This is a genomic window from Peribacillus sp. FSL P2-0133, assembly GCF_037975445.1.
Classification (GTDB): Bacteria; Bacillota; Bacilli; order Bacillales; family DSM-1321; genus Peribacillus; species Peribacillus simplex_E.
Genome location: NZ_CP150254.1, coordinates 2598453 through 2613176, shown reverse-complemented (window position 1 = coordinate 2613176; position 14724 = coordinate 2598453). Strand labels below are relative to the sequence as shown.

Sequence of the window (14724 nt, the reverse complement as noted above, 5' to 3'; positions counted from 1 at the left end):
GATAACCTCTCTTTTCCAAGATGAACTAATTTGACATTTGCCGCCGTTTGAACTTTCGACGCTGATCTTTCATGAAGATGGACCAGAAATAATAGAACCCTGGCACTAATATCGCAAAGCCCACGATATATGTGGCAAAAACGGCCCGGAAAGATGTTGGATCGGTAAATCCTGAAAGAATCGTGACATTTGGATATATGATATAAGGTAAATGTGCGATACCATAAACATAACTGCCGATTAAATACTGAATGATAATCGCTATTACAGCGACGCGAGGCATCCCTTTAACCTCCTGCTTAGAAAAATAGGGTAAGTACAGTGCTATCCCGCTAATGATAAAAAAAACGAGCGAGACGAATAACAATGCCGAGTTTTTCATCATTCCTTGGTAGATCCAATTCGCTTCGTTTTTTAACGTGAGCATAACCAACAGAGCCATGACTAACATAAGCGGTCCCGTTAACATCGCATCCCTGCGATATATTTTGAATGCTTTCATTTCGTCAGCCTGCTTTGAGTAATCAGACAGGAGCAAAGATGATAAAAAAAGCGTGCTCATGATTCCAAACCCCACAAATGCATACTCATTCGGACTCGTGAAAAGTTTAGTTAGATTCAATTCTTCATTTCCTCTCACGCCTTCGACAAATCCAAGATGGGTGATGGGCAATACACTGATTAATAGCCCGGGTATGATCAATCCCGTCAATCCTGAGATATATGTTAACGCTTTTTCATATTTGTCTACGCTATGCGCGAAAACCAAGAAAGCGCTCCTAATACATAGCAGAACCAATATCAGGCTCGCAGGAACGATCAAGGCTACCCCAATCGGGAAAACCGCACCTGGAAATAAACTGTAAATCGCAATTACAAGACCAACCACAAAAGTATTAGTCACTTCCCAAGTCGGTGATAAATAGCTATTTGCAATCTTCGTAGCATTCGTTTCTTCCTTTTTAATGTAAGTCATTGCCCAGAAGCCGGCGCCAAAATCCATAGAGGCCATGATGGCATAAAGAAAAATAAAGCCCCAGACCAATGTTATTGCAAGAAGAGCATCACTCAACCGCCTTCCCCCCTTTTATGAATTCGAATCGAAAAGCCTTACATCTTTCTGTTCTGCTTTATAAATATCATCCATAACGGAATGACGTTTGAAATAATACAAAAGTGTAAATACGACAGAAACGCATAAAATGATATATACAATAATGAACATCGTGAATAAAAATCCAAGGTTTTCGTACGAAGTGACTGAATCCTCAGTAGTCAGCATCCTGTATATCGTCCATGGCTGTCTGCCTGTACAAGCAAAAATCCAACCGCATTCAATCGAAATCACCGAAAGCGGACCTGCAGCAACAAACAGCCAGAGAACCCATTTCGGATAAGTTTCCCTTTTCAGCCATTTATTCCATACCAATGCAAACAGTGCTAAGGCGATTAAGCTGGAACCGATGATGACCATGGCGTTGAATAAGATATGGACATAAAGCGGTGGCCAATACTCTTCTGGAAAATCGTTCAAGCCGGTCACGACCGTATCGAAGCTATTACCGGATAGAAAGCTTAATAACCATGGGAATTCAATCCCATACTTCACTTCCTGGGCTTCCCTATCGGTATAACCGAACAAGGTAAGTCCGGCATGGTCCTTTGTTTCAAACAACCCTTCAGCCGCCGCCAGTTTCTCCGGCTGTTCCCTATATAAATGCTGTGTAGTCGCATGACCGTTCAATGCCGTCAAAAAAGAAAAAACCAAACCCAATACAATACTGAGCCTCAGTGCTTTTTGGTGAAAATTATATTCAGCAGTGCCATATTTATTTTTCAGCATCTTATAGGCTGCAACGGCCGCTACGACAAAAGCACCTGTAGTATAAGCAGTCAAGGCCGTATGACCTGCCGTCACCAAGAAACTTGGGTTGAAAAATGCCGCCCAAGGATCGACATCGACGATTTCCCCATTTTCAAACCGGAACCCAGCCGGTGTCCCTTCAAAAGCATGGACATTAGAAATCAAAACCGCCGAAGCCATTGCGCCGAATGCAACAAAGAATAAACTTACGATACGGGCCCATGGCTTTATTTTTTCAGCAGCATACACGTAGATTGACATGAATAGCGCTTCAACCATGAATGCATAAATCTCGATCTGGAATGGAAGCGCCATGACACGTCCAATCACTTCCATAAACCCTGGCCATAATAGTGACAGTTGCACACCCGCAATCGTACCAGTCGGAATCCCGACCCCAAGCAAAACCCCTAATGTTTTGGTCCAGCGTTTAGCCATGACAACATACTGTAAATCCTTTGTCCTTTGATACATTAATTCCGCTGCCAACATCATCATCGGTAACCCGACGCCGATCGTTGCAAATATGATATGTACAGCCATATTCGTCCCGAACATCGCACGGGCCATTTGTATATGATCCATACTGTCTTCCTTTCTTACCTTTGTCTCTTGGTAGTATCTCCTCTGTAAAGGAAAATATTTAATAATATTCCACAAACTAAGTTTTCTTGGTTTTGCAGAAAGACAGTATTGTCCTTGATGATGTTTTTGGTTGATTGTTTTATTTAAATATTCTATCGAGGTTATTATTGGGATATATTCACTCTGGTTGATCGCTTCTTAACCTTGCTTAGGTGCCGTCAAGTCGATGATATTTACTCCGCTTCCATCAATACACCTGTCCCGGCCCGAATACGATGTACTGCACGTTCCTTCTATATTTCCCCGCCTGGTACATAGGCTGCCAATCAATACGGTCTGTCGTTTACAATCTTAATTGTTCATCGACACCGTCAAAAACAAACATTACGAGACCCGTCGAAAGATATCATTTTATATCGGCATTTCGTTCGTCACATCAATTGAATAATATTAAGAGCGTATTTTGATTAAACTTTTTTCAAAACAAGCTCTTTCTTTTTGTTCATTTACCAAGTTATTAGTATGAGAGCGGGTGTCAGACACCGATTGATAGTTGGAATTTAAAGACTAATGACTCATTTACAAACTATTCAGTAAAATACATAATTAGGAAGATTATGAAGAAGGAGGGATTATATGTATAGAAAATCACTAACAATACTATTAGCTGCGGGTATGGTTCTATCAACTGGTACAGTATTTGCACAAACAAACGGGGCAACAAATGCCCAGTCTGACACAGCTTTTGATAACAAAGTTATCAAAAAAATTAGTGCGGACAATATGTATAATACGATTGCCTATCTATCAGAGCAACCGAGGGCTGCTGGTACAGAAGGGGAGCTCCGTGCAGTCAAATACATAGAAAGTCAGTTTAAGAGTCTTGGTTTTGAAACAAAGGTTCAGCCTTTTCCCATCTATGATACGGTGCAAAATGTAAAAGTGAAAATTGGTGACAGTGATTTAGGAGGAACACCGCGTGCCCTTAGCGGCAGTATCAGCGGGAAGGTAACGGCCGAACTTGTTAATGTTGGAAAAGCAAAGCCAGAGGAAGTTGGAGAAAATGTATCTGGGAAAATTGCACTAGTTGAACGTGGGGACATTACCTTTGTTGAAAAGGTTCAGAATGTCCTAAATAAAGGAGCGGTTGGCGTTTTAATGTACAACAACTCACCATCAGGAAATAATTTCGGACAAGTATCAGCGGGGCAAAATATACCTGCTGTAGCCATTACCCAAGCCCAAGGGTTAGAGTTGGTCGAACAGCTTAAAACTAAACAAATCACGTCCACTCTGGAAGTGGGAAAAGCTGAAAGAATCGAAAAGACATCCTACAATGTCATCGCTTCCCTAAAACCAAAAGCCAATAAGGATAATGGTCAAATCGTGACTGTTGGAGCCCATCATGATTCTGTCCCGGGCGGCCCTGGTGCAAACGATGATGCTTCGGGTGTATCAGCTGTGCTGGAACTGGCAAGGATCCTGGCCAAAACGCCAATTGACACTGAAATTCGCTTCCTCACGTTCGGATCTGAGGAAAGAGGGCTCGTTGGATCATCCTTCTATGCAGATTCCCTTCCCAAAGAGGATGTAGACCGCATGGTGGCTCACTTCCAAATGGATATGATAGGCGGACGTGATGCTGGAGAGGATAATCCTGCAGGTGGTTTGATTATGTATACCATTGATGGAATGAAAAACCTTGTGACGGACCTGGGTTCCTCAGCAGGGGCCAGAACGATGGATGTTGCGATTCCTTATGGACAGCTGGGCAGGAGTGACCACCAACCATTCCATGAGCTTGGCATTCCATCCGCCTTGTTTATCCATTCCCCTGTAGAGCCTTGGTATCACCAGCCTACAGATACACTGGATAAGATATCGAAAGAAAAATTGCAGCAAGCAGCTGAAATTGTCGGTGCCAGTGTGTATCAAATTGCCCGTCCGGAAACTCCGGCATTAACAAATGCACGTGTAGCTCCTGGCACGGTAGACTATGATTTTGATGACCGTCCGGTAGATTAAATACTTCATTGTACAGAATTACGAGATTAATAATGGATCTTGGAGAAAATCAGGAGGGCAGCTGTGTAGTTTACAGATGCTCTCTTCTTTTTATCGGCCAGCGCCTCGTGCTTAATTTTTTCACTATTTCTAAGCTCTAAGTCTAGTGAAAATCCTATATGAAATATGTAATAAAACATACATGCTTATCCAACTCCAATACCATTCCCACTGTAAATGTAGGGTTAAAATAAAGTTTGATCAAAAGTGTGCTGCAAAAGCTGAATTTATAATAGAAGAAACCCACACATTTTGCACGAAGATTGATCAAAATGTATGGATTTGATTTTTAGGTTATAGAGATTTTTATAAAAAAGATTGATTATAAATACACGGATTCTTTTAAATGAATTAACTTCCAATAAGCACGTATGATTACAAGTAGTACCATTCTTGTTATTTTAAATGGTTTACGTATCTTGAATAATCGAATTTAATCAACTGTACCTCATTAAAAAGCCCGACCATTTTGAACGAATGGTCGGGCTTTACTATAGAACTTTTTGTCAATTGTTGTTTCTTTGAATAAACGTTAAAAAAGGCAATAAAATTTATTTTAAAAAAATCTAATTTTCTGTTGATGATCAGATAAAATATCTTGAACATCACTTCGGATGAACGTTAAAAAAGGTGTTGGAGGTGTTGGAAATGAATCGTAGTTACGTCCTTTTCTCCATGCTTTGATTGATTCTATAACAAGTTCTATAAATATTTTATAATTTTCATAATCATATTTAATATTAAGTCAAAATCTTTGATAAATATGATAAATTGATACGTTTTCGTTTAATCCTCATCACTTGTAATCGGAACTTTATTGTACGGATAATCAGAAAAATTCGAAACGAAGTCAAAACCTATTCCGTCATGGCCTACCCAAAGATAATATCTATCTTTTGATGTCGTTTTTGTATAATCCAAAATAAATCTCGCTAAACCAATGTCACTCGTAAAATCCATTTCTATTGTTTTCTCAGTAGAAAACAAAATACTATCATTGTTAAAAGCGTCCAAATAGGCTTTAGGAAAATAATTGACTAGCTCTTCAATATTATTTATTTCTACTAAATGATGATAATTTCTAGGCGCAACTTTCGATGTTTTTGCTCCTTTCGATATATTAATTTCCTTCGAACCACTAATTCCATGCAAATAAATCGGATACTTATTTAATTTTTTTAAAAATTCTTTTAAGCTTTGGCTATAACTCGTAGTTAAATCCTCTTCAACTGAATCAATAAAAAAATAAAAATTAATCATCCCTCTCTTTCCAGATTTAAAAATATATGAAAAACCGTCTCCAACTAAAAAATCATTTAATGATATTTCCATTTCCATACCACCTTATAATTTGCTTATGTTTTTATATAGACATTAGTTGGTATAAATTCAGCTATAATGTAATGCACCCCTGATTTATAATGATAATGCCAAATTCCTTTTCGATATTGCTTACTGGTTTTCTTTCCCATTTTTCCAAATAAGCTACCTTTGGTAGTGTATGATAGTCTATAGAAAAAACTCGTCCTTTCCCTTTCTCAATAACTTTAAGTAATACTCCTCCATCAGACTTAATGCTATATTTAGAACCCTATTTTTAAAAATATTTAGAAGCTTTTTGAACCATATACTTTCTTGCTTTTGTTAAAGCTGCTCCTCCATATCTCTTTATTAAAGGTTTTGCCAAAAAAAGTAATGCTTGAGCAATATATTTTGCAATTTCCCCATCTGGATCTGTATACATTACGGGTTTATTATTCGCATAAGTATACCCATTCTGCGAAAGTGGTTCATCATCGTCACCTGAGTGTGGATCTAATGCTAGGAATAGACCATTCTCTGGATTGTAATAACGGGCTTGTAAATAATAATTTTTCGTTTCTTCATCATAGTAATAACCCGCATAACCTACTGGGTTTTCTTTCGCCACTGTGCCTTTTACGGCTAAAATATTGCCATACGCATCGTATTGATATGAACCGACTTCTTTATCTTCGCTGTCACGAATGCTTAAGACATCGCCACGTTGGTTCGTGATAAATTGATATGCTTTGGTGTCAAACTTACCTGCATCATCTTTTGCTTTGACAATCATACCAAGTGGTATTCTATGTATTGTTATTAATCAGCTGTCCAACAGCTGACCCCATAAGAAAGTGAACGTCAAGTAGCCCCCAAATACTACATGGGTGGTGTATTTCGGGACTATGTTTTGTTTGCTTCACTTTTTATCGGTACTCTGCATGCCGAGGGTAAACTAGATGACCACGGCAAGACTTTATCTATTTCTATTTTATTCGTTAGATCCATATTTGGCAGCGTCTCAAACAAATAGCGAAGATAATGATAGGGACTCAAATTGTTCTCTTTTGCCGTTTCAACCACACTATACATGATGGCACTCCCTCTAGCACCTCGCGGTGTATTAGAAAACATCCAATTTTTTCTCCCAATCACAAACGGCTTAATGGAACGTTCACTTCTGTTGTTGTCGATTTCTAAATGCCCGTCCAATAAAAAAGCTTCAAGATGCTTCCATTGATTCAAACAATAAGTGATAGCTTTTCCTAGCGCACTTTTTGGTAGAACGAGATCTTTTTGTTCATAAAGCCATGCTGAAAAAAGGTCCAGAATGGGCCTGCTTTTTTCCAGTCGCTGCTCATGTCGTTCTGTAGGGTCGACATGTTTTAGCTATCTTTCGATAGAATAGAGTTGATTACAGAAATACAACCCTTCGCTCGCCTTCACCTTTTTTCCTTTCTGTGAATCAGGTAAAGCCTTTAAGGATTCATCAAACTTACGTCTGGCATGCGCCCAACATCCCACAAGGGTGACATCCGGTACTTGATTGTAACCACTATAACTATATCCATCACTTGTAAATAACCTTGATAACCCGTTAAAAAACGTTTCGGGTGAGCTTCCCATTCTTTCTTTATAAGGCGTTTTTTCATAAAAAAACCTCCACATGTATGATGTAAGGAGATTATCTCATGAGCTATTTACAAGTAGTAGGTGGGGAATATTTGACGCTTACTTTCACCTTAAAAACCTCACTTTCTAAAGAAATAAATTAGAGATTCCAAATTTCATACTTACACCGAGCCATGTTAGCAGCTAGACGCATATCTATTTGATAATTTTGTGCTATGGAAGAAACCGTTTGAAAAGAATGACTATTATTTCGTAATTTTTCTGCCATTTTTTCTGTCCAATACTGGCCTGATTGTTTTGCATCCATTCAAAGTATGAAGCCGTTAATCCACCAGAACTATAATATCTTTGTTTGTTCCAACAATTTGACTTATCGCAGCCAAATTCCCTCGACTTAACTGATCTAATTAAGAAGAGGTAATGTTATGGGGAATCGCAAACAATAAGCCTTTTCCTCTATCAACAGGAAGATCAATAATCCCAAATTTTAAATTTCATCGACATGGATAAACAGTTATTTCTGGATGAAAACGAACTCGTCCCTTTGTAGGCCCAACTAATCATTATGTTGAGAACGATAGCCGGAAAAAAGACTGGGGTGAACTTAGTAAATCTAATGCTTCACTTTGCTTATTGTCCGGCTTTTCAACTTGATCGATATTGATAAGGATTGCCTCTTACCTTCTTTGCACCTCGTAGGTTATAGGTTACTATATGAAAGTTAAGGATAATCTACATTTAAAAACGTTGCCACATCTTTGCTTTTTTGTTTTCTCTGTTGCCGCATACTTGCTCGATCTAATGCCGTTTCATGTAATTTTTTTTCTTCTTCTGTCTCCGGAATAACTTTTGGAACACGTGTTGGACGTTTATGTTCATCTAGTGCAACAAATGTTAATAGAGCAGTCGCTGCAATTCTACGAACACTGCTTTTTAAATCTTCAGCAATAATTTTCACAAAAACCTCCATTGAAGATGTGCCGGTCCATGCCACATAAGATATAAAACACACTGAATCTGTTGTACGAATGGGATGTAAAAAGTCAACTGAATCTGTGGAAGCAGTTACACATTCACTTCGACTATGACGTGCTGCAGAAATCGATGCTACTTGATCGACATCACTCATTAATTTGCCGCCAAATAATGTATTATGATTGTTCACATCATTTGGAAATATACGACTCGTTCTTATGACCCTTGATTCTCTGCAATATTTCGCTTCTATAAACCCGTCCTCCTAAAACATGGGACCTGAAATCATCACCTATGTAAACTTTTAGTATATGGTTATATTATGATACAATTTTGCGCTTTTTAACCTTAAAACACTATCGGCGTATGTAGCCTAGTGTTCCGAGAATACGAAGCTTGCTTTAAAATATCATTCACCATCTGCTGTTGCTCAAGCTCTTTACGTAGCATTAAAAGCTCCTCCTGCTCGAGTGAACTGTTGTCATTCTCTTGGAAGGAACCAGCCTTTTCATACTAGTGAATCCACCGGTCAAGGGAGGACGGGGTCGTATTATTTCTTCACTGAGCACTTATTATGCGCACTCGCTAAAATTTATGAAACTATACTAACTCCAATTGTTATGCTAATTAGCGTTTTTTCAAAAGACAAAGAACGATAATTGCCTCAGTTATCCGCTTTTTTATTGCTTAATCAACTGTTATTCATATATATAGATTGGTGAGTTTTTTCCGAAATAAGGTTGCGAATAGCATTCTTCGTTATTTCATCCCATTGTTCAAAAAAGCTGAACACTGCTTCTCTAACTTTCTAAATTAAATTCGGCTCCATTATAAATTGTAGTCTTTAGATAGTTAGCTTCCGAAAAAAATGGCATCATCTTTTAACAATAAACAACTTATTCATGCACCTTAAATATCTAATAATAGAGTATTCACATAAAGGATAAACCTAGAGGAATATGATAGTTATAATCAATCATGACAAATTATTGAAGATCCTTCATAAATGGTGACCCAATAGGAATAAGATAGCTTAAATCCCATATAGAAAGTGTAACAAGAGAGGAGAAAAACCCTTTGTCCTTTTTCAAAGATCCGCTTTCACCCGATCAAATGCTTGCTGTTATCAGAAATGGCCTGGGGCATTCCCAGATCCCAAAAAAAATCATTATCATTGGTGCCGGCATGTCTGGGTTGGTTGCAGCATCCCTTTTAAAACAAGCGGGGCACGAGGTTACGATATTGGAAGCAACCGGGAGGGTCGGAGGGCGTGTTTTGACCATACGTGAGCCATTTTCAGAAGGTTCCTACCTTGAAGCCGGTGCCATGCGCATTCCGAATTATCATTACTTAGTTGCTGAATACATCAAGAAGTATGGTTTACGAGTCAACACTTTTGTTAATGCGACTCCTAATGATCCCATTTATGCCAACGGAATCAAGACAACCGCTGCCATATATCAACGGAACCCGGATATACTGAGGTACCCTGTAGCTCCCCATGAAAGAGGTAAAACAGCTGAAGAATTACTCAACATGGCAATTAAGCCTGTGACTGACTTCATCATTCAAAACCCAAGTAGAAATTGGGAAATAGTCATCAAAGAGTTTGATAAATACTCCATGAGCTTCTTTTTACAGTACAATCCAGTAGGAATGAGTCTTTCAACAGGGGCAATTGAAAGCATCAAAGTCCTACTGGGATTAGAAGGATTCCCGGAACTTTCTTTTCCTGCCATACTTCGGGAGCTTATGCCACTCTTAAATCCAGACATGGAATTTTTTGCAATCGAAGGAGGAAACGACCGGCTTCCTTATGCTTTTCTACCGGAATTGAAGGATAATCTAAACTTCAGATATGAAGTGACAAAGCTCATCCAACATGATAATCAAGTCACCATCCACTCTAAACATACTCAAAGCCAAAACCCCTTAACGGTTACCGGTGACCTTGCCATCGTGACTATCCCACTTCAATTGTTGCAATTTATGGATATTGAACCCCGGAATTCATTTTCCCATAATAAGTGGAAGGCAATAAGGGAACTCCATTATGCTGCGTCCACGAAAATTGGACTTCAATTTACACATAGGTTTTGGGAAAAGGAAGGAATCTTCGGCGGTAAATTGACGACCGATTTACCCATTAGATTTTCTTATTACCCCAGCCAAACGAGCAACCAGAGTGAATCCGGTCTCATCTTAGCAAGTTATACATGGGAAGATGACGCCACTTTGTGGGATATACTTCCTGAAAAAGACCGTATACAACACGCATTGAAAAATTTGGCTCAGGTCCATGGAAAACAAGTATACGATCATTTTTTATCAGGGGCTTCATATAGCTGGACACTGAATCAGTATTCATATGGCGCTTTCTCCATGTTTAAACCTGGTCAGGAAACGGACTTGTTTCCATACATCCCAACTCCTGAAGGAAGGGTCCACTTTGCTGGTGAGCATACATCAACCGTACCAGCATGGATTGAAGGAGCCATTCAATCCGGCATCAGGGTTGCACATGAAGTGACGAATCTGCCTAAAACATCCAGTGAGCCTTGAATGGACATTTTCTTTGGCATTAAGTAATCAATCGACTAAAGAGGACATACGAATAAAAATCTTCGCATTTGGAAGGTCTTTATTCGTATGTCCATTCACTTTACCCCTCCTTTTGAACCGAAGTCTATGATCCTTATGTCCACTTCATAATTAATATCGGCTTTACTGAAAACTTCGTCCCATTTCTGCTTATTTTTCTCCCAAAACTTTGGATGCTGATTTTCTACATAACGATAAAATCCTGCTACCCCTGTTTTATAATCATGCTGTAATTTGTATACGATTTTCTTGACGTCCTTCTTCACTTCATCCTCGGCAATACGCTCAATCTCTTTTAGATAGGCTTCTTCAAATGAATTTTCCTTACCATACCAATCTTCCGAAAGTCTTCCTGTGTAAGCGCCCTTAACATTGATCTTCAAATGATCCCCGTTCAATTCCGTCGTGACTTTCCTCCTTGTCCTTTTGATCACTTCAACACTTATAGGCTTACCGTGTTGGACCGCTTCGATTATTCCGCCCTTCACGTTTCCGTTCAACCAATTTAAAGCAGCTATATCTTCATCATCCATGACCCCGACCAACTTTGAATTGTTGATTACCCCTGCACCCTCCAAAATTAATTTCCCTCTTCTAATATCAACGGCCTGAATGGCAAAGCTTCCATCTGATTGCAAACTTGAGGAAACTTTGCCCATCGTTAAAGGCGGAAGGATTTTATTCGTTCGATTCACATTATCTTTCAATTCATAAATTACATTCGAAGGGATCTCCCCATCGTCGGCTAGTCCCAAAATTTCTTTTGTCGGTCTCTTTGTTAAATAAACAAGACAACTTCTCCTTGTGTTATTATCGCGAATTGCCTGATTAATGATCGCTTCCATCGGGATTTTCTTTAATACATCTTCATTAATGAGCATGATACGCTGATGATTGGTTAAAACCGTATTGGTTATGAGCAAGGAATCCCTTATTGCTTCATGCAACGTTTTGGCACTGACTGTAACATTCTTATATTTTAGTTGAGCTTGATTCTCCTGAACACTACTTCCTGGAGGTACCAGAATTTGCTGGGTTAACATAATTTCGTCTTTCTTTTTACTATTATCGATTCCCATTCCGACCACAAGGGATAACTCTTCTATATTTTGACTGTCCCAACAGCCTGTAAGCAAAGGGATAAGCAAGATAAACCATAATCTTTTCATCCGCTTCTTCTACTCCTTTTCACTTGAACGATCGTGAATGTAATAATTGGCAAGCCAATCAATATAAAGGGAAATACCTTTCCCAGTAAATCGCTCATTTTAAAAATCTCGATTGTATTTTTAGGGATTTTGGCCAGAAAAAAAACGATTGGAACCAAAACAATAAGGTTCGTTGAATATGAATTGTTGAAAATTTTCGTCAGTCCTTCTGCTGCGAAGTAATAGTAAATTGCATGTGTACAAAAGAACTGAAGAATCCAGGTGATTAATAGAAACAGCTCTAACCGCTCTATAAATATCCCTTTTACTTCATACGATTGAATAAAAGAAATGGTTGGCCATGTAACAGCTTTGACTTCAGGAACAGTCAGTGTAGCGACTACCAGAACATATGTAATTACATATAATATCATCGGTATGAAAAAACCGATTAAAACGCCACTTTTTATCTTGCTTTGATTTTTAACGACGCCAAACAAAAAGATGAAAAGTTCAATTCCAAAAAAAGACAAAGTCCCGGAGCCCATTCCTTTCATGACAGGGAGAAATCCTTTTCCAAGTACAGGCTGCAGGTTTTTTATATCGACTACTTTAATACTGAACATATAAATTAACAAAACGATGACAATTGTCAGAGGTAAAAAGAAGACGCACACCTTTGCAATGGCTTTAATTTTGCCTGTCAATAGATGGACACTCGCTAAAATCAATGTGAGTATCAATATTTCAACCGGCGTATTCTCCAACAAATAAAATCGGACCATTTCACTCATCGCAAGCACTTCAAAGCTGGCCACACCTATAAAGTACACCACCACGATCAACCCAAAAATTTTGGAGAGCCACTTTCCATAAGCCTCCTCCATGTATGTGTAATAGTTAGCCACCTTATGTTTTTTTAACAGTACAACCAATAAGCATATGAAAAGGGCAATAGCGATCCCATTAAAAATCAAGACGATCCATCCATCGGATGTATTAACTTTTTCCGTTATCGTCCTTGGAAGCGTAAGCATCCCAACTCCTAACATGGCGCATGAAATGATCGAGGCCAATTCCCCACTAAGAATTTTGCCGTCAGCTTTGCTCAAGAAAATTCTCCCCCTTTTTTCCGCTTCGGTAAGCGTAAGAACGCACCCTTCCAGGTTTTTTTACCGATAAAATCCATTGGTTGAAAATAAGGTTCTTGAAAGCTTGTCAATTTCGACAAATGACTGATAACAATGATAAAGTATAAAGTGGTTCCAAATAGGCCTAGAACGGCGGAAAAAATCATCGCCCCGAACCTTAATGCCCTGAATGCCAGTCCAAAGCTATATTGTGGTACCGTAAAAGATGTAATCGTCGTGATCGCAACGATTATGACCATCAGGGAACTCACAATATTCGCTTGAACGGCTGCTTGTCCAATAATGACGCCACCAACCAATCCAACCGTTTGCCCAATGGGCGCCGGGAGCCGAATGCCTGCTTCACGAAGCAGTTCAATCGTCAATTCCATTATTATCGCTTCAACAAAAGGCGGAAATGGCACGTTCTCCCTTGTACCAGCTATGGTCATCGCTAGTTCCGTCGGCAGCAATCCAGGGTTGAACGAAACCAAGGAGATATAAATCCCTGAAAGAAAAACGGTAATAAATAAAGAAAAGTAACGAAGAACACGTAGAAAAGAACCCGCAACCCACCTTTCATAATAATCATCAGGTGACTGCAGCAGCATCGTCATCGTCGTAGGTGCCATCAATGCAAATGGCGAGCCGTCAACCATGATGACCACCCTTCCTTCCTGCAGCGCCGCCATTACTTTATCCGGACGCTCCGTATTCTGGATCTGTGGGAAAGGGCTAAACGATGTATCTTCAATTAATTCTTCAAGCATCCCCGAGTCTTGAAGATCGGTAGTTTTTACTCCATTTATCCGATTATTCACTTCTTTTAACAAAGGATCGCTTGCTTTTCCTTCATAATAGATCAATGCAACTTCCCGCTTTTCAAGCGTCCCTAACTTCTGTTGTTTGACGATTAGGTTGGGATGGTTGGAATATTGCCTTATCAAGCCGATATTTTCCTGGAGACTTTCGATAAACCCAAGCTTCGGTCCACGCACAACCCTCTCTGTCGAAGGTTCACTCAGTGTACGAATTTTCTCCTTTTTCAGATTCAAGACATAACCATTTGCCATTCCATCTATAAATAAAAGTGTTTTCCCGTCAAAAATATGCTCTTTGGCTTTTTCATATGTTTCCACATCCTGTTCCCTGACTGAACAGATTTTGGAAATGACCAGCATATCGATGGAAACCGTGTGCCTTGATTCGACCTGCGCAGCCGATAAATCCAGGACTATTTCATTGAATGCTGGATAATCCATCGTTCCATTGACAAATACGAATAACCCTGAAACCTCATAACCGGGAATGAAAACCTGTTTAAAAACTACATCATCCTGCATATCCAATTCAGAGTTCAATTGTTCCTGCTTTTGATCCAATTTAATATGCAAGGGTGTACTTTTCATGGTGAACTCCTTTG

10 protein-coding genes and 1 pseudogene are annotated in these 14724 nt (G+C 39.2%); 2 read left to right on the top strand and 9 right to left on the bottom strand.

The genetic code is table 11. From position 1 onward, the window contains the following. Positions 1-25 precede the first annotated feature (25 nt). Positions 26-1072 carry a cytochrome d ubiquinol oxidase subunit II gene (locus MKY17_RS12500; protein ID WP_339202006.1) on the bottom strand — a complete coding sequence of 349 codons (1047 nt, stop codon included), beginning with the start codon at positions 1070-1072 and terminating at the stop codon, positions 26-28. Between the two features lie 15 nt (positions 1073-1087). Further along, positions 1088-2449 (bottom strand): cytochrome ubiquinol oxidase subunit I, encoded by a 1362-nt coding sequence (locus MKY17_RS12495; protein ID WP_098371973.1) that lies wholly within the window; start codon positions 2447-2449, stop codon positions 1088-1090. A 636-nt stretch (positions 2450-3085) separates the two neighbouring features. On the opposite strand from MKY17_RS12495, the gene MKY17_RS12490 reads away from it, so the two are divergent. Then, positions 3086-4474, top strand: coding sequence for a M28 family peptidase (locus tag MKY17_RS12490; RefSeq protein WP_098371972.1), 1389 nt, complete (start codon positions 3086-3088; stop codon positions 4472-4474). An 825-nt stretch (positions 4475-5299) separates the two neighbouring features. Here MKY17_RS12490 and MKY17_RS12485 read toward each other — a convergent pair. From MKY17_RS12485 to MKY17_RS12470, 4 genes and pseudogenes are all read right to left on the bottom strand, one after another. Next, on the bottom strand, positions 5300-5845 hold the full coding sequence (locus MKY17_RS12485) for a hypothetical protein (protein WP_098371971.1): 546 nt from the start codon (positions 5843-5845) through the stop codon (positions 5300-5302). Between the two features lie 265 nt (positions 5846-6110). After that, complete coding sequence (locus tag MKY17_RS12480; RefSeq protein ID WP_098371970.1) at positions 6111-6608, bottom strand: RHS repeat-associated core domain-containing protein; 498 nt, start codon at positions 6606-6608, stop codon at positions 6111-6113. Positions 6609-6718: 110 nt separating this feature from the next. Continuing rightward, positions 6719-7453, bottom strand: a pseudogene (locus tag MKY17_RS12475) (IS66 family transposase); the annotation flags it as partial. Positions 7454-8168: 715 nt separating this feature from the next. After that, positions 8169-8675, bottom strand: coding sequence for an acyl-CoA thioesterase (locus MKY17_RS12470; protein ID WP_098371969.1), 507 nt, complete (start codon positions 8673-8675; stop codon positions 8169-8171). 860 nt (positions 8676-9535) lie between these two features. On the opposite strand from MKY17_RS12470, the gene MKY17_RS12465 reads away from it, so the two are divergent. Continuing rightward, the gene (locus MKY17_RS12465; RefSeq protein WP_179891091.1) at positions 9536-10984 is read left to right on the top strand and encodes a flavin monoamine oxidase family protein; all 1449 of its coding nucleotides are present in this window, start codon (positions 9536-9538) and stop codon (positions 10982-10984) included. 95 nt (positions 10985-11079) lie between these two features. On the opposite strand, the gene MKY17_RS12460 is transcribed toward MKY17_RS12465, so the two are convergent. Genes MKY17_RS12460 through MKY17_RS12450 form a run of 3 tightly spaced genes read right to left on the bottom strand, consistent with a single transcriptional unit; the run spans position 11080 to position 14710 of the window. Beyond that, entirely contained in the window at positions 11080-12192 is a 1113-nt protein-coding gene (locus MKY17_RS12460; RefSeq protein WP_098371967.1) for a Ger(x)C family spore germination protein, read from the bottom strand. Then, positions 12189-13283: a GerAB/ArcD/ProY family transporter gene (locus MKY17_RS12455; protein ID WP_098371966.1), complete on the bottom strand. Its 1095-nt coding sequence runs from the start codon at positions 13281-13283 to the stop codon at positions 12189-12191. Before MKY17_RS12455 ends, MKY17_RS12460 begins: the two co-directional genes overlap by 4 nt. Next, on the bottom strand, positions 13280-14710 hold the full coding sequence (locus tag MKY17_RS12450; RefSeq protein ID WP_098371965.1) for a spore germination protein: 1431 nt from the start codon (positions 14708-14710) through the stop codon (positions 13280-13282). Before MKY17_RS12450 ends, MKY17_RS12455 begins: the two co-directional genes overlap by 4 nt. Positions 14711-14724 lie beyond the last annotated feature (14 nt).

What these genes read in the sequence shown, in the direction of transcription:
- MKY17_RS12485 (WP_098371971.1), bottom strand. Translation starts at nt 5,845, where the DNA reads ATGGAAATATCATTAAATGATTTTTTAGTTGGAGACGGTTTTTCATAT.
- MKY17_RS12460 (WP_098371967.1), bottom strand. Translation starts at nt 12,192, where the DNA reads ATGAAAAGATTATGGTTTATCTTGCTTATCCCTTTGCTTACAGGCTGT.
- MKY17_RS12495 (WP_098371973.1), bottom strand. Translation starts at nt 2,449, where the DNA reads ATGGATCATATACAAATGGCCCGTGCGATGTTCGGGACGAATATGGCT.
- MKY17_RS12465 (WP_179891091.1), top strand. Translation starts at nt 9,536, where the DNA reads ATGCTTGCTGTTATCAGAAATGGCCTGGGGCATTCCCAGATCCCAAAA.
- MKY17_RS12450 (WP_098371965.1), bottom strand. Translation starts at nt 14,710, where the DNA reads ATGAAAAGTACACCCTTGCATATTAAATTGGATCAAAAGCAGGAACAA.
- MKY17_RS12490 (WP_098371972.1), top strand. Translation starts at nt 3,086, where the DNA reads ATGTATAGAAAATCACTAACAATACTATTAGCTGCGGGTATGGTTCTA.
- MKY17_RS12480 (WP_098371970.1), bottom strand. Translation starts at nt 6,608, where the DNA reads ATGATTGTCAAAGCAAAAGATGATGCAGGTAAGTTTGACACCAAAGCA.